This window comes from Reyranella sp., assembly GCF_965279465.1.
Classification (GTDB): Bacteria; Pseudomonadota; Alphaproteobacteria; order Reyranellales; family Reyranellaceae; genus Reyranella.
Genome location: NZ_OZ257242.1, coordinates 1,890,904 through 1,906,862 on the forward strand (window position 1 = coordinate 1,890,904; position 15,959 = coordinate 1,906,862).

Genomic DNA, 15,959 nt, shown 5'->3' on the forward strand with positions numbered 1-15,959 from the left:
ATGGCGAACGAAGTGACCGTGGCTGATGTCGTTGTCCAGGCCAGGAAGGCAGCCGAAGCATTCGATGGCCCACGCATGGCCGCGATGGCTATCCAGGAGCAGTCGCCGGCGTTTGAATCGCACATTGCGGCAATGGCAAGCATGCAGGACGATATCCTGGCGGCCGCGACAGAATATGTCGCGGACGGTCCCGATCTCGAGGCCGCACTTGCTGCACTCAAAGCCGTGACGGACAGGCTCAACGCGACTGCGGCCGTCATGACCAATGCGACCTCGATCTTGAGCAAGGCCAATGCTCTGCTCGGCTATGGAAGCGAGGCCGTCAGTGCGCTCAGGGGCGGCGGCTATGCCTTCAAATTAGGGGCCGGGAAGATGTGCACCAATCGATTTGCGCCGCATCCGCAGCCTTTTCCCTACCCGGCCATATGCCCGGTCTGCGGGTCTTCCGTCCTGTAGGTCGCCGTGTTCACCAGCCTGCTCACCAATCTGCAGAACCTGATCGCGAGCCCAAGCCGATTCTTCATCGGCAGTTTTCTTCCGGTCCTGGCGTTCTGGTTTTTCAATGCCCTCATGCTCTACCTGTTCAACGCGCCGTTCCAGAAATGGGCGTCGGGCATCGTCGAGCAGAGCGGGGGGCTTGCAACGGTCGTGTTCGTCGCGGTCCTCATCGCCATTGTCTTCTCCGCGTATGCCGAATCGGCACTGCTGCCGACCATCCAGTCCGTGATGGAAGGCGGGAACTGGCCATCATGGATCGCCTGGTTCTTCGTGCCGGCCGAGATGAGGCGCTACGAGCGGCTCGAGCGCCTGAGAAAGAGAAATGCCGACCTTCTCGGCCGGTTCGGAACCACGGCGGCGGGCAGCCCGCAGGCCGAGGAATGGAAGAAGTCGCTGCTAACCGCCAGGACGGCAGGGTACACGCAGGCGGCCAACGGCTACAGGCGCACGGAGCAGAGTGGGGTCGCGGTCGATCGGTTGGCGGGGTTGCGCCGGCGCGCTCGCTCTATCTCCGGAGGGGAGCTCGAACAGGCGGTGACGTTGGTGGTGCTAGCCTTGCGCGCCAACAACGCGAACCGAGCGGGCCCCCCTGATCACGGGCGCGACCTGGATAATGTCCACACGCTCCTCATCACCCTCATCGAGTACGCCGAAGAGTATGCGACGAACCAGTATCGCCTGCTGGTGACGCGCGGCCAGTTCGACTTCGGCGCCCTGCCGCTGGCGCCGACGCGGATGGGCAACGTGGCGCGCACCGTGCAGAACTACGCGGTCCAGCGCTACGACTTCAATTTCGAGCTGTTCTGGTCGCGTCTGCAGCTGCCGGTCCAGAAGGACAAGGATTTCGGCCCCGTGCTGCTCGGCGCCAAGACGCAGCTCGACTTCCTGGTCTCCTGCTCGGCGCTGACTTTCCTGTGGACCGTGATTTGGGGCTTGTGGCTGTTCCTGTCGTCGGGGCCGGTCGAGCTCTTCATGGGTGTAGCCGTCCTGGGTCCGCTCGCTGCCTACTTCTGGTATCGCATCGCCGTTGCGCAGTACCGCACGCTGAACGACCTGTTACGCAGCTCGATCGATCTGTTCCGCTTCGACCTGCTGGCGTCGCTTGGCTATCCCAAGCCCGACGCCGTCCTGCAGGAACGCGAACTGTGGGGGACGATCGATGCGTTGCATGCACTCCATGAGATGCGCGACCTGCGGTATATGCCGCCCAAATCGTCATGAGGGCCATGGCTCGGAAGTCCCGCGATTTCCTTGGCGAGCGTCCTTACGGACTTGCCGCGGGGCTTTACATTGTCGTGCTCGGCGCGGGATGGATGCTCGGGTGCTTCGACTCGGGCCCCTATGTGGCAGCCCGCGAGCTCAAGCACAATCATCGCGTCACGATTGGCGATGTGCGGCGGCAGAACGAATTCGCAGCCTCGCTGGGCTTCTATACCGTGCCGCCAGCGTCGTTCGCAGGCAAGTACATAAAGGCCGAGCCGTCGCTCGCTGTCGGCTCGCAACTGTCCGAACAAATTGCCGAGTGGCCAACCTTCGACGTTTCGCCAAAGCAGCACGCGCTACCCTTCCAGCTGCCGGCCAATTCGCCGATGTTGGCGCTGCTCAATGTCGGTTCTGAAGTCGTTCTGGTCAGCAAGGACAAAAAGGCCACGGTACCAGTCCCGGCAACAGTTCTCACAATCGTCTGTCAGTTGGGCAAGAGCGAGGCGGAAGGTTGTTATCCGGTGCTCCAGATCGACGAGAACAGGACCCAGGACGTTCTGCAGGATCCGAGCATGCAGCTCCTGCTGTCGTCGAAGCGGTGAGGCGCGGGAGCCTTGAGGGAGGAGTGGCCAGATGACTCAGCCTGTTTGGCGTAAGCTTGTTTCCGAGTTGCGGGTGCCCGAGGTCCAACAGCAATGGGCACTGGCGCTGGAGGTGATAACCTCGAGCAAGCTCATGAAGATCGAGGTTGTCGTCGATCCTGCGCGGGGCCTTGCGGCGACGGGCACGTGGACACCCAAAGGGTTCGTCAGCCCCTGCACCGCCGATGGCGACTTTAACGGAACCGCCCAATCGCCCAATGCCCCCGTTCATCCGCCACTGGCCTCGCCGCCGCCGCTCGCGACCCTTGCCCCGGCGGGCGTTCCTGTCGCGCCACTGCCAGCCGCGGCTCCCGTTGCTTCACCAACTGCGGCGCCTGCCACCGGAACGACCCTCGTGCCGAGCGCGCCGCGAGGTGCCCTTATCGCGCGCATCGGCGGGAGCACGGCCGATCAGGGGCCAGACCCATCGGAGACGGCTCCGGCGCGCATCGTCTTTGCCATTGGCCGCAAGTGCGTCTTCACCGTGCCGGAGAAGCCGACAGGCTCGTTGTTCCTGGGCGTTAACGACGACCCCAGTCGCATGGCTGACGTATCCGGAGCGATTCTGGTCGACATCTACGAGGCAATCTGACGAGCTGTCACAAGAGGCTCGGACCGTCCTGCCGATCGGGCGCACTCTATCTTAATTGTAAGCATAGTCTGACGCTCCGATCCTCACGATATTAGTCCCAGGCTCATGAAGCTCGCGTGGCCATTGCGGCCGAACACCTGATGACCGTGGATCGAGATGCCGAGTGCGTCAGCGGTGCTTCTGAGTGCCGCCGTCGTAGTGGATCATAGCTGCATGATCTCCTTGAGCCGTGCCACGGCGTGGTTGGTGCCGATCGACAGGGCGCAGATTCGCGAGACATGGGTGATCGGCAGGCCGCTCTCCCTCGCCCAGGCGTTGAGCTGGGCCTGTGCAGCGCGCAGGTCCTTCTTCGAGGTGCCGCTGCCGATCGCCACGCCGGCATCGCGCAGGCAGAGCAGCACGTCGCCCGACAGGACGAACGCGTCCCAGCCGAGGAAGCGCAGCAGATACTGGCCGCTGAAACCGCCCAGCCGCGAGCCGCGCTTGTCGAGCACGTCCAGCAGCCCGGCCTGGTCGTCGGCCGGCCAGGCGGCGAGGAACTTGCCGAAGCTGCCATGCTCGGCCGCGATCTCGGTCACGAACTTCGCATTGTCGCGCACCGACCGGATCTTCTGTGCGTTGCGCACGATGCGCGTGTCCGAGGCGAGCTTGTCCCAGAACTCGGCGGGCTGGAACAGGAGCCGCTTGGGATCGAACCCGAGGAACGCCTCCTCGAAGCCCGGCCACTTCTTGTCGATCACGTCCCACACGAAGCCGGCGGAGAACACGCGCGCCGCCATCTCCGACAGGACACGATCGTCGCCCAGCTTGGCCAGCGCCTTGTTGCTCGGCTTCTTCGGCAGCAGGCTCGCCAGCACCTTGTCGCCGCCCTTGCGCGCGGCCGCGCGCTCGCGGATCGACTGGAACGAGACCGTCGCCACGGCCGGCTACTCGAGCCAGCCGTCGAAGAAGTCGAACACGTTCGCCTTGAACAGGCCGTGGCTGATCAGGGAGAAGTGATCGCAGCCCGGCACCGTGACGGCCTTGGCGCCGGGGATCGCGTCGGCCAGCCCCTGCGGCGGGCCGGCGAGCTGGTCGCGCATGCCGGCGATCACCAGGGTCGGGCGTCGGATACCCATCAAAGAGTCAGGCGTGAAGGGCGTGCGCGGCCCGCGCGAGCAGGCGGCCAGCGCCAGCCGGTCCTCCTTCTGCTCGTCGGCGAAGTGGCGGAAGCTCCTCAGCATCGGATCGGCGATCGCATCGGGTGTCGGCGCTTCCATCGCCTGCGCCATGGCGTCGGGATCGCGCGCCGGCTCGAAGATCTTTCCGCCGACGCCGCTCACCACGAGGTGATCGATGCGGCCGCCGTCGAGCAGCGCGGCCGTCAGCGCGATGTGCGAGCCCATCGAGAAGCCGACGAGGTGGGCGCGCTCGATGCCGGCATGGTCCATCAGGGCGAAGACATCGCGCGCCATCGCCTCGCGGGCGTATTTCTCCGGCTCGTGCGGCTTGGCGCTCTCGCCGTGGCCGCGATTGTCGATCGCCAGGCCGCGCATGCCCTTGCCGGCGATGGCGTCGTACCAGCCCATGCGCTTCCAGTTTTCATATTTGTTGGCGGAGAAGCCATGGACCAGGACGACCGCCTTGCGGGCGTCCCTGGGTCCGAAGTCGTCGTAGGCGAGCGACAGCCCGTCGGAGATGAACTGAGCCATGACTTTCCCTAACCCGAGCCATAAGGGCTCACAAGTTGATTGCGGGCCCCGAGTATCGGACAAGTGGGGAAACTGGAGGAACGACAATGACGGCCAAGATCGGAAAGACGGTGGGTGATTCCCAGCCGTACTGGCCCGCTGCGCCCAAGCGCCCGAAAGGCGCCCCCAATATCCTGGTCGTGCTGTTCGACGATGTCGGCTTCTCCGATTTCGGCTGCTACGGCTCGCCGATCGCGACGCCGACGATCGACGCGATCGCGCAGCGCGGTCTGCGCTACACCGGCTTCCACACGACCTCGATGTGCTCCACCACGCGGGCCGCTCTGCTGACCGGCCGCAATCATCATTCGGTCGGCGTCGGCTGCCTCGCCAATTTCGATTCGGGCTATCCCGGCTATCGCGGCAAGATCGCGAAGGAGGCCGGGACCTTGGCCGAGATGCTGCGGCCGCACGGCTATCGCAACTACATGCTGGGCAAGTGGCACGTCACGCCGCTCACCGAATCGGGCGCGACCGGGCCGTTCGACGGCTGGCCGCTGGGCCGCGGCTTCGATCGCTTCTACGGCTTCATGGATGCCGAGACCGACCAGTACGCGCCGGAGCTGGTGCGCGACAACACGCCGGTCGATCCGCCGGGCACGTTCGCGACCGGCTATCACCTGACGGCAGACCTCGTCGACCAGGCGATCCGCTACCTTGCCGACCATCTGGCGGACGATGCCGGGATCCCGTGGCTGACCTGGGTGGCGCTCGGCGCCTGCCATGCGCCGCACCAGGCGCCGGCCGATCTGATCGCCAAGTACGACGCGCTGTTCGCCAACGGCTGGGACAACGAGCGCGACCAGCGCCTCGCGCGGCAAAAGAAGACCGGAATCGTCCCGCAGGACACCCGCATGCCCCCGCACAACGACGCGGTGAAACCGTGGGCGGAACTGCCCGGCGGCGAGAAGCGTCTCTATACACGTTTGCAGGCGGCCTATGCCGCGATGCTGGAGCACGCCGATCAGCATCTCGCGCGGCTGATGGGCTTCCTCGAGGAGGCGGGCCAGCTCGACGACACGTTGGTCATCGTGATGTCCGACAATGGCGCCAGCCAGGAGGGCGGGCCGCTCGGCATGGTCAATGCGATGGGCCCCTACAACCTGCGCCGCGAGACGCTCGAGGAGAAGATCGCGCGCATCGACGATATCGGTGGCCCGGACACCCATTCCAACTTCCCGCTCGGCTGGGCGATGGCGGCCAACACGCCGCTGCGGCGCTACAAGCAGAACACCCATGGCGGCGGCATCCGCGACCCGCTGGTGATCTCTTGGCCCAAGGGCCTCGCCGCGCGGGGCGAGCTGCGCCACCAGTTCTGCCATGCCAGCGACCTCACGCCGACCCTGCTCGACATCGTCGGCGTCACCCCGCCGGCTGTGATCAACGGCATCGAGCAGATGCCGATCGAAGGCACGAGCTTCGCGCCCAGCCTCAAGAACCCGCAGGCGCCTTCCAAGAAGACACCGCAGTATTTCGAGATGTTCGGCCATCGCGGCCTCGTCATGGACGGCTGGAAGGCGGTGGCCTTCCATCCGATGGGCACCAGCTTCGACAAGGACAAATGGGAGCTGTTCCACCTCGACCGCGACTTCAGCGAGACGGACGACCTCGCCGCAAAGGAGCCGGAGCGGCTGAAGGCGATGATCGCCGAATGGTGGAAGCAGGCCGAGGCGCACAAGGTGCTGCCGCTCGACGATCGTTTCGCCCCGCGCTTCGCCGACAATGCGAAGCGCTTCCACGGCCCGCGCAAGCGGTTCGTGTTCCATGCCGGCATGGGCCACGTGCCGACCGACGTCGCGCCCGACGTGCGCAGCCGCACCTACACGATCGAGGCCGATGCCCGGATCGACGGCCCGGCGACCGAGGGCGTGCTGATCGCCCATGGCGACATGACCTGCGGCTACTCGCTCTACCTCAAGGACAACCGGCTGACCTACGACATGAATATCGGCGGCCAGCACCATATCGCCGTATCGGACCGGCCGGTGCCGGCGGGCAATCGCCGGCTTGGCGTCCGGATGCGGCGCAAGGAAGGCCGCAACGTCGCGACCCTGCTGATCGACGGTGAGCCGGCCGGCGGCTTCGACGAGCCGCACGGCTTCGTCAGCTTCATCTCATGGTCGGGCCTCGATGTCGGCCGCGATCGCGGAAGCCCCGTCTCGCACTACGAGGCGCCGTTCAGCTTCACGGGCAGGCTGCGCAAGGTCACGATGGTGATGGACGACGATCAGATGCTCGACGCGAAGGCCGCAGCCGACGCCGTGCTCGCGCGCGAATGATGACGACAATTCTCGAACGGCAGCCCGGCGTCGACAGCCCCTACGCCTGGCGCCTGGCTTTCGTCTCGACCTTCTGCATCGTGCTGGGCGGCGGAGCGCTCTACCTGCCAGTTGTGGCGCTGAAGGAGATCGCCGCCGAGTTCGGCGACCGCCGCGCGGTGCCGTCGATGGCCTACATGCTCGGCTTCTTCGCCATGGGCCTGGGCGGGGTATTCATGGGTTGGCTGGCGGACCGCACCAGCCCGCGCGTGCCGTTGCTGATTGCCGGCGTGTCGATCCTGGCGGGCGGCTGGCTCGCTACGCGCGGCACCGGCGAGTGGCTGCTCTATCTCGGCTACATGATCCCGCTCGGCTTTCTCGGCAATGCCGCCACCTTCACGCCGGCGTTGAACAACATCCAGGGCTGGTTCGAGCGCCGGCGCAGCACCGCCGTATCGCTCATCTCGGTGGGTCCGGCGCTTTCCGGCGTTACGTGGCCGCAGGTCTACAGTTGGCTATTGCCGCGCTTCGGCTGGCGCGAATCGCTGGTGATCTACGGCGTCGTTTCCGGCGTGCTGCTTTTCCTCTGCGCCTTCTATGTCCGCGCCTCGCCGATGCAGCGCAGCAAGGGCACGCGGCCGGTGGAAGACCTGTCCGCTCTGCCGATGCCGTCGAAGGTCATCATGGTTCTGCTCGGCGCTGCAGCTTTCTGCTGCTGCGCGGCGATGGCGGTGCCGTTCGTGCACATGGTCGCGTTCTGCGGCGATCTCGGCCTGTCTCCGGCGCGCGGAACCGAGGCGATCTCGCTGATCCTGCTGACGGCAGTGGCGGCGACTTTCGCCATGGGCCGGCTGTCCGACCACATCGGGCCGCTGCGGGTCAGCATCCTCTGTGCCCTGATCCAGATCACGTCGCTGGTCGGCTTCGTGTTCGTCGAAAGCCTGTCGGGCATCTACACGCTCTCGGTGATCCACGGCATCCCGTACATCGCGATCGTCCAGGGCTACGCCCTGATCCTGCGCCGCCTCTATGGCGCGGCGATCGCGGGGTGGCGGCTGGGCGTGGTGATGCTGTTCGCGATGGCCGGCATGGCGGTCGGCGGCTGGCTGGGCGGGGCGATCTTCGACGTTACGCTCAATTATCGGGCCGCGTTCCAGGCTGCGCTGGCCTTCAACCTCCTGAACCTGATGCTGCTCGGCCTGCTCTATCTCGGCGGACGGCGGCGGACATTGGCGTCGATTTCGATGTAGGATCGCGGCCATGGCACACGACCATGACCATCCCCACGACCACGACCCCCACGATCATGACCACGGCCAGGAGATGCCGGAGACGGCGCTCCGGGTGAAGGCCCTCGAGTCCCTGCTCGTCGAGAAGGGCCTGGTCGATCCGGCGGCGCTCGACGCGATCGTCGACGCCTATGAGAACAAGATAGGCCCGCGCAACGGCGCCCGCATCGTGGCCCGCGCCTGGACCGACGCCGACTACAAGGCACGGCTGATGAAGGACGCGACCGCCGCGATTGCCGAGTTCGGCTATTCCGGCGCCCAGGGCGAGCACATGGTCGTCGTCGAGAACACGCCGGCCGTCCATAACCTGGTCGTCTGCACGCTGTGCTCCTGCTATCCGTGGCCGGTCCTCGGCCTTCCGCCAGTCTGGTACAAGTCCTCCGCCTACCGCTCGCGCGCGGTGATCGATCCGCGCGGCGTGCTGCGTGACTTCGGCTTGTCGCTGCCCGACGAGGTCGCCGTGCGGGTCTGGGATTCCACGGCGGAGATCCGCTACCTCGTCCTGCCCGAGCGGCCCGCCGGCACCGACGGCCTGAGCGCCGAGGCGCTGGCCGACCTGGTGACCCGCGACGCCATGATCGGCACCGCCCGGGTGGCCGGCCCATGAACGGCGTGCACGACATGGGCGGCATGCACGGCTTCGGCCCGGTGAAGCCCGAGGCGAACGAGCCGGTGTTTCATGCGCCGTGGGAGGGCAGGGTGCTCGCCTTGCGCCGCGCCGTCGGCGCCTGGCGGCGCTGGAACATCGATGCCGGGCGCTACAGCATCGAGACCCTGCCGCCGGCCGATTACCTGCGTCTGAGCTACTATGAGAAGTGGTTCGAATCGGCGATCAAGCTGGTGCTCGACGCGGGGCTCGTTACGCAGCGCGAACTGGAGACCGGCCATCGCGATCCGTCGAAGCCCGTGGCAACGCCACCTCTTACCGTCGACAAGGTCATGCCGGCGATCATGGCCGGCGGTCCGACCCTGCGGGAAACGTCGGCCAAACCGCGCTTCACCCCAGGACAGGCAGTCCGGGCGCGCGATATCAATCCAATCGGGCATACGCGCCTGCCGCGCTACGTCCGGGGGCGGCGCGGCACGATCGAGTGCGATCACGGTGCTCACGTGTTTCCCGATTCGAATGCGAGGTTCGAAGGCGAGAACCCGCAGTTCCTCTACACGGTGCGTTTCGAGGCGCGGGACCTGTGGGGCGAGGCGGCAAATCCCGCCGACGCCGTCTATCTCGATCTCTGGGACGACTATCTCGACGCCGTTTGATCGGCCTGCCTTGATTCGAACCGCTGGATGTCGATGTCGGGGTGATCCGGATTGGACACCCGGGGACAGGTGAACATGCTTACTCTCTACTCCTATCCGCAGCTCTTTGGAGTGGCCGACAATAATGGTTACGGCCTCAAGGTTTACGCGTTCCTCAAGCTCGCCGGCGTTCCTTTCGCCCACAAGCACATCTTCGACAGCTCCGGAGCTCCCCGGGGGCAGTTGCCCTATGCTGTCGATGATGGAAAGGAGATTGGCGGCAGCGACGCCATCGTTACCCATTCAATTGAGAAGTATCGACTCACGATCGACGCTCAACTGACGCTCCGTCAACGCGACATGAGCCACTTGATCGACCGTATGCTTGATGACCTTTATTGGGTCATGTCCTATTCACGCTGGAAAGATGAGCAATTCCGACCCGCCTTCCTGGCGGCTCTCCTCCGCGAGCATCCAAATCTGACGGAGGAAGGACTGCTGAAGGCACAGGAGTACAACGCCCAGCGCTACTACTATCAAGGCATAGGCCGCTACTCTCCGCCTGCCGCATACGCACGCGGAATCGCCGACCTCCAGGTGTTGGCAAATCTTGTTCCGTCAACCGGCTTTGTCCATGGTCCAAAACCTACCAGCATCGATGCGGCCATCTACGGATTTATTGCCAACATCTACTTCTACGAGATCGAGACGCCCCTCAGGACGTTTGTGGCGGCGCATCGCAATCTCGTCCGGCACTGCACCGAGATTCACGACGCGGTTGCCAACTAGCCTGAATCGCTTTTCGAAATTCCACCTCCATAATTGCGCACTTTCACCCGGCCCCTCGATAGTTGGGTGCATTGACAACAGGTGTTGGAGTGCTAGCGTCCAACCACGTCTCGGCTCGTCATCGTCATGACGAAATTGTTGAGGTGCGCCGACATGAGGACATTCGCTGCACCGAAATCGAAATCTGCACCGAAATCGAAGAACCCTAGTTTCGGGTATATGACGCCCGCTAAGTCCTCGTCGAGCAGGGGTGCTCCTCTCGGTAATCAAGCAAGACTGCGCAAGCTTGCCGGCACCGGCAATTTAACGTCGCTTCGGCAAGGCTTGCCGAATGATCGCTCTGAGATCGAAGCTGATCGCATCGCAGATCAGACGGTGCGCGCCCCGGGTACGCTTGGCGCGTTGGCACCAAGACCTCCAATCATCGCACGCCCCGGGGGCGAGCCAGAGAAAGCAGGGGGCCTCGCGGAGAATGGTGTCCCGGACGTCGTGTACGATGTTCTGCGCCGCCCCGGCCAGCCGCTGGAGCCGCCAATACGGGCTCGATACGAAGCGCTGTTTGGCCGTGCGTTCGGCGATGTCCGCCTGCATGTCGACGCCGAGGCGGCTGCCGCAGCCGACGCCGTCGACGCGCGCGCCTTTACCGTTGGACGGGATATCGTCTTTGGCCGCGCCGAGTTTGCTCCCCGCGCACGCGAGGGCGCTCATCTGTTGGCTCACGAACTGACGCACGTCGTACAGCAATTCGCGTCTGGACCGCTTCTTCAACGGGCCCCGAAGAATGAAAAATCGAAGGACGACGGCGCGGCAGCGAAGACCTATCCCCAGTATCAGGTCGCGGACAGGTTCTCGGAGGTCAGCCGCGACAACGACACCTGGATGTTGACCGTGGAGGGCGCGAGTGATGCAGAATACCTGCTGCATGTAATGTGGCCCCGACTCGTTCCGCCGAGCATCCAGATCACTCTCGTTGTGGCCATCACCGAGCCGTTCACGCGCGGTTGGTTCAAGATGACCGGTCTCAGCTATGACACGCTGCAGCTTCCGGGATCGTTCGCAATGGAGCCGTCGGTCGCCAAACTATTCATCGCGCACGGCCTTGAGGATGAGAAGACCGAAAGCTCGGCCGTCAAGGACGCTCGCGCCGCGTTTCGAAAGGCACATGACGGACACCAGGACGCCGTGCTCGACCACATCGACCATGCACTACAAACGATTACGAAACGCAACCCGGACCTGATGATCGCCTATTACCGCTATTATCAAACACACGACCTCAAGGACGATGATTCCTGGGGCGACGGAATAAACTATGATAGCGACAGGATGCTCGGTGCAACGGCCCGAGGAAACACCGTCATCAACAAAAACGTGCTGCTGCTCTATCCACCCAAGCAGTTCCCGACAGATGATCCGTTCACGCTGCTGAGCGGCACCCTGATTCATGAATACACGCACACGCCCCAACCGACGTCCGATCCGGTCTCCGCGGCGCAATTTGAGGCGAAGGCTTACGGCATCGAGATTCTTTTCATGTATCGTATGGGAAATAAGGCGCGGGCCGACTTCATCGAACGGCGTTACACGGATGATCAGCTCGATCGCGTGAGCAACGGTGACAAGATTTTTCTAGCGGCCCAGAATGCCATGACTGCGCTGTACCGGATGATCGACAATGGCGGGCCCGCCGCTATCCAGGCTCGCAAGATGAGCGTCGAGCTGATCTCGAAGAACGCGGCCGATTTCGGGCCGGAATTGAAGGCCTTCCTCAGCAAGATACCGGACGGAAGGTTGATTCCCTAGCGCGTTGATGGCGCTGTCGGAACAAATCCGTACCTTTTCGGTTCAAGCCATTACGGCGCGCCGATCGTTCCGCCACGAGCTGCTCACTGCAACGAGAATTCTGCGCAGGAGGCATTTTCAGCCCGCGAAGCGGGCCTGTAGCCTTGTCGGTCATTCTGGTGTTTTCTCGATGCCAGTGTCGCATAGGCAAGAGTTCGATGTCCGGCAAGCATGGTCTGCCGAAAAGAGGATGGGCGCGATGAGTGGCGAGCTTTGGAAGATGACCGCGGTTGAAGCGGTGGCACAGCTCAAGAAGAAGGAGATCAGTCCGCTCGAGCTGGTCGAAGCCTCGGCTCGGCGCATTGCGGAAGTCGAGCCCTCGGTCAACGCCATGCCGACGCTCTGCCTCGAGCGCGCGCGCGATCACGCGAAGAGGATCATGGCCGGCGGCGCGGCTTGCGAAGCCGCCGGCGAAGCGGGCTGGCTCGCCGGCCTGCCGGTGTCGATCAAGGATCTGACCGACGTGGCCGGCGTACGCACGACCTACGGCTCGCCGATCTTCGCCGACCACGTGCCGTCCAAGTCCAACCCATTGGTCGAGCGCATCGAGCGCAAGGGCGGCGTCGTGATGGGCAAGTCCAACACGCCCGAGTTCGGCGCCGGCGGCAGCACCTTCAACGAGGTGTTCGGCCGCACGCGCAATCCGTGGAACACCTCGCTGACCTGCGGCGGCTCGACCGGCGGCGGCTCGGTGTCGGTCGCGACCGGCGAGGTCTGGCTGGCGCACGGCTCCGACCATGGCGGCTCGCTGCGCCGGCCGGGCACTTATTGCTCGACCGTCGGTATCCGCCCGTCGGCCGGGCGGGTGACGCGCGGCACGTCGAACAACCTCTACTCGCCGCAGTCGGTGCAGGGCCCGATGGCGCGCAACATCCCCGACCTCGCGCTGTTCCTCGACACGATGGCGGGTTTCTGCCCGCACGACGCGATGACTTTCGACGCGCCAGCCGTGTCGTTCAGCGCCGCCGTGGCCAATCCGGTCGCGCCGAAGCGGGTCGCCTGGACGGCCGATTTCGGCGGCCGCTTCGAACTCGACCGCGATGTCCGCGAGATCTGCACCAGTATGGCGCGGCGCTTCGAGGAGCTGGGCTGCATCGTCGAGGAAGCGACGCCGGACTTCGGTCCGGTCGACGAGGTGTTCATGGCGCTGCGCAGCCAGCAGTTCGTCGTCGACCGCGAGCTGCAACTCGAGCAGCACCGCGACAAGATCAAGCCCGACATCATCTGGAACACCGAGCTCGGCTTCAAGCAGACCACCCGCCAGCTCGCCTGGGCCGAGCGCGAGCGCGCCGCCCTGTATCGGCGCATGGTCGAGTTCTGGCAGAAATACGACCTGCTGGTGACCCCGAGCGCGCCGACCGCGGCCTTCGACGTGAACCTGCGCGCCCCGCCGACCATCAACGGCAAGAAGCTCGACAACTATATGTCGGGCTCGACGCTCAATTCGGCGATCACCGTGACCGGCAGCCCCGCCGTCGCCGTGCCCTGCGGCTTCGATCCGTACGGCCGCCCGGTCGGCCTGCAACTCGTCGGCAAGCCCCGTGGCGAGGCGGCCCTGCTGCAGGCTGCGTCAATGTACGAGAGCCTGGTTGGCCTGTCGAAGCTCCTGCCGATCGACCCGAAGCCGGGCACGGTGCCGCCTTCTGCGTGAGAAAACGCTGGGAGCGCGGCTCTCCAGAGCCGCTCAGGGGCTGTGGCAACCTGAAGGAAAAGCGGCTCTGGAGAGCCGCGCTCCCAGCAGTCCATGACGTTCTTGGTCAGTCCTGGTCGAAATCGTTTCGCAAGGAAAGCTGATCGGCGCGCGGGGCATCGACCGTCGTTCGGCATTCGTGTCACCATCTTCCCGACCAGTGGGAGGAATCTGATCGAATGAAAGCGTCGCTTTTCTATCTGCCAAGCATCGCCAGCCGGGCCGAGATCGAGCAGGGCATGGCGGGCATGAACCCGCACTTCTATCAGCGCATGCTGAAGGAACTGACGGAGCAGATTAAGCTCGGCGACGAGCTGGGCTACGATTCGGTGTCCTTCACCGAGCATCATTTCCACATCGAGGGCTTCGAGCTCTCCAACAACCCCGTCCTGCTCGACCTCTACTTCGCGATGCAGACGAAGCGGATCCGCGTCGGCCAGCTCGGCATCGTGCTGCCGGCGTCCAATCCGATCCGCGTCGCCGAAGACATCGCCATGCTCGACCACATGACCGGAGGCCGTGCCAATGCCGGCTTTGCGCGCGGCTACCAGCGCCGCTGGGTCGACGTGATGGCGCAGCAGACGCACGGCATCCACGGCGCGCTGCCGCACCAGCACGACCAGATCGACGACGCCAACCGGCTCGCGTTCGAGGAGAACTTCCGCATCGTCAAGAAGTGCTGGACCGAGGAGATGCTGACCGTCGATGGCAAGTTCTGGAAGGTGCCGGCCGGCCCGACGCCGTGGACGCTCGATACCACAGAGAAGTGGGGCAAGGGCGTTGAGAACGGCATCCTGAAGTCGGTTGGCGTCGTCCCCAAGCCGCTGCAGAAGCCGCACCCGCCGCTGTTCCAGCCGTTCGCGAGCTCGGAGAGCACGGTGCGCTTCTGTGCGCAGGAGAACGTGACGCCGATCCTGCCGCCGATGCTGCCAGTCTTCGAGGAGAAGCTCTACAGCGTGTATTCCGAGGTCTCGGGGAAGAAGAAGGGTGAGGGCGTCGGCGTGCTGCGCGACGTCATCATCTGCGACACCGACGAGGAGGCTCGGGCCCTGTGGCAGGATTCCGGCCAGTTCACCGGCCGAGCCTGGTTCGAGCCGTTCGGCTTCCGCAAGGGCGTCACCGATCCCAAGACCGGCAAGATGCTGACGCCGGACGAGATCGTCGAGATGGGCTACGCCTGCGTCGGCACGGTCGATACCGTGCTGCGGGGCATGGAAGTCCAGCAGAAGCGCCAGCCGGTCGACTGGGTGTTCGCCTACACCTACAACGCCCTGGTGCCGCATCCGAAGCTGATGAAGTCGATCGAGGCGTTCTGGACCAAGGTGATGCCGCGTTTCCAGTGACCCGGTACGGCATCGTCGGCTTTGGCCGGATCGGACGAAGGCTCGCCGCGCGCCTGCCGGGCGCGGTTGCCGTGCTGGCCCGGTCGCCGGTCACGGCTGCCGGCGGCATTCCGGTCTGCCACGACCTCCGCACCTTCCTCGACTACGGGCCGCAAGTCGTCGTCGAATGCGCGTCGCGCGATACGCTGGCCGGGATGGGGCCGGCGATACTCGCGGCAGGCTGCGATCTCGTGCCCTTGTCGCTGACGGCTTTGGCCGATCGCACCGTCGAGCGCCGCCTGATGGCCGCCGCCGAGGCTGGTCCCGGCCGTCTGGAGATCGCGCCAGGAGCGATCGGCACGCTCGACCTGCTGGCAACGGCGCGCGAGGAGGGCATCACGCGCGTCGTCTATCGCCAGCTCAAGTCGCCAACGATGTGGAAGCTGATCGCCGCGACACGCGGCGTCGATTTCGATGGGGTCAGGACCCGCACCGTGTTCCGGCGCGGCAGCGTTCGGGAGCTGGCGATGGACTTCACCAACAACCTGAACACCGCGGTTGGCGTCGCATTGGCCGGGCTCGGCCTCGACCGCACCGAGGCAGAGCTGGTCGCCGATCCTGAACTGACCGAAACGGCGCACGAGCTCGAGATCCATGCCTCGCCCGGCAACGCGGTGCTGAAGCTCGGCGGCCGCGACGTGCCGCCCGACGGCGACCCGGTCGACTATACGACCTTCAGCCTGATGCGCGTGCTGCGCCGGCGCGGTGCGCGCGTGGTGATCTGAAATGAGCTCATGGCCGGGAGCGCGGGTCTCCAGACCCGCTCAAGATTCTGAGCGGGTCTGGAGACCCGCGCTCCCGGC

Annotated in this window: 15 protein-coding genes; 13 read left to right on the top strand and 2 right to left on the bottom strand. The window is 64.9% G+C overall.

From position 1 onward, the window contains the following. The 4 genes from ACQY8M_RS09265 to ACQY8M_RS09280 are packed head-to-tail and all read left to right on the top strand — an operon-like array spanning position 1 to position 2,934. On the top strand, positions 1–456 hold the full coding sequence (locus tag ACQY8M_RS09265; RefSeq protein WP_428671105.1) for a hypothetical protein: 456 nt from the start codon (positions 1–3) through the stop codon (positions 454–456). A 6-nt stretch (positions 457–462) separates the two neighbouring features. Then, positions 463–1,719: a hypothetical protein gene (locus ACQY8M_RS09270; protein WP_428671107.1), complete on the top strand. Its 1,257-nt coding sequence runs from the start codon at positions 463–465 to the stop codon at positions 1,717–1,719. Between the two features lie 5 nt (positions 1,720–1,724). After that, positions 1,725–2,303 (top strand): hypothetical protein, encoded by a 579-nt coding sequence (locus ACQY8M_RS09275; protein ID WP_428671109.1) that lies wholly within the window; start codon positions 1,725–1,727, stop codon positions 2,301–2,303. 31 nt (positions 2,304–2,334) lie between these two features. Beyond that, a complete protein-coding gene (locus tag ACQY8M_RS09280) occupies positions 2,335–2,934 on the top strand; it encodes a hypothetical protein (protein ID WP_428671111.1) in 600 nt (199 codons plus the stop codon). Positions 2,935–3,137: 203 nt separating this feature from the next. Here ACQY8M_RS09280 and ACQY8M_RS09285 read toward each other — a convergent pair whose 3' ends face one another. Continuing rightward, positions 3,138–3,854, bottom strand: coding sequence for a DNA-3-methyladenine glycosylase I (locus ACQY8M_RS09285; protein WP_428671113.1), 717 nt, complete (start codon positions 3,852–3,854; stop codon positions 3,138–3,140). A gap of 6 nt (positions 3,855–3,860) precedes the next feature. After that, positions 3,861–4,625: an alpha/beta fold hydrolase gene (locus ACQY8M_RS09290; protein WP_428671115.1), complete on the bottom strand. Its 765-nt coding sequence runs from the start codon at positions 4,623–4,625 to the stop codon at positions 3,861–3,863. An 86-nt stretch (positions 4,626–4,711) separates the two neighbouring features. Here ACQY8M_RS09290 and ACQY8M_RS09295 point away from each other — a divergent pair, with 86 nt between their 5' ends. The 9 genes from ACQY8M_RS09295 to ACQY8M_RS09335 all read left to right on the top strand — a co-directional run bounded on the left by ACQY8M_RS09295 (position 4,712) and on the right by ACQY8M_RS09335 (position 15,881). Next, entirely contained in the window at positions 4,712–6,943 is a 2,232-nt protein-coding gene (locus ACQY8M_RS09295; protein WP_428671117.1) for an arylsulfatase, read from the top strand. Then, positions 6,940–8,172, top strand: coding sequence for an MFS transporter (locus tag ACQY8M_RS09300; protein WP_428671119.1), 1,233 nt, complete (start codon positions 6,940–6,942; stop codon positions 8,170–8,172). Before ACQY8M_RS09295 ends, ACQY8M_RS09300 begins: the two co-directional genes overlap by 4 nt. A 10-nt stretch (positions 8,173–8,182) precedes the next feature. Next, complete coding sequence (nthA, locus tag ACQY8M_RS09305; protein WP_428671121.1) at positions 8,183–8,818, top strand: nitrile hydratase subunit alpha; 636 nt, start codon at positions 8,183–8,185, stop codon at positions 8,816–8,818. Then, the gene (gene nthB / locus ACQY8M_RS09310) at positions 8,815–9,474 is read left to right on the top strand and encodes a nitrile hydratase subunit beta (protein ID WP_428671123.1); all 660 of its coding nucleotides are present in this window, start codon (positions 8,815–8,817) and stop codon (positions 9,472–9,474) included. The genes nthA and nthB overlap by 4 nt, the downstream gene beginning before the upstream one ends. A gap of 75 nt (positions 9,475–9,549) precedes the next feature. Continuing rightward, the gene (locus ACQY8M_RS09315; RefSeq protein ID WP_428671125.1) at positions 9,550–10,242 is read left to right on the top strand and encodes a glutathione S-transferase C-terminal domain-containing protein; all 693 of its coding nucleotides are present in this window, start codon (positions 9,550–9,552) and stop codon (positions 10,240–10,242) included. A gap of 153 nt (positions 10,243–10,395) precedes the next feature. Continuing rightward, positions 10,396–12,045: a DUF4157 domain-containing protein gene (locus tag ACQY8M_RS09320; protein ID WP_428671127.1), complete on the top strand. Its 1,650-nt coding sequence runs from the start codon at positions 10,396–10,398 to the stop codon at positions 12,043–12,045. A gap of 238 nt (positions 12,046–12,283) precedes the next feature. Continuing rightward, positions 12,284–13,735, top strand: coding sequence for an amidase (locus tag ACQY8M_RS09325; protein WP_428671128.1), 1,452 nt, complete (start codon positions 12,284–12,286; stop codon positions 13,733–13,735). 218 nt (positions 13,736–13,953) lie between these two features. Continuing rightward, on the top strand, positions 13,954–15,117 hold the full coding sequence (locus ACQY8M_RS09330) for an LLM class flavin-dependent oxidoreductase (RefSeq protein ID WP_428671130.1): 1,164 nt from the start codon (positions 13,954–13,956) through the stop codon (positions 15,115–15,117). Then, positions 15,114–15,881 carry an aspartate dehydrogenase domain-containing protein gene (locus ACQY8M_RS09335; RefSeq protein ID WP_428671132.1) on the top strand — a complete coding sequence of 256 codons (768 nt, stop codon included), beginning with the start codon at positions 15,114–15,116 and terminating at the stop codon, positions 15,879–15,881. The genes ACQY8M_RS09330 and ACQY8M_RS09335 overlap by 4 nt, the downstream gene beginning before the upstream one ends. The last annotated feature ends 78 nt before the right edge of the window (positions 15,882–15,959 follow it).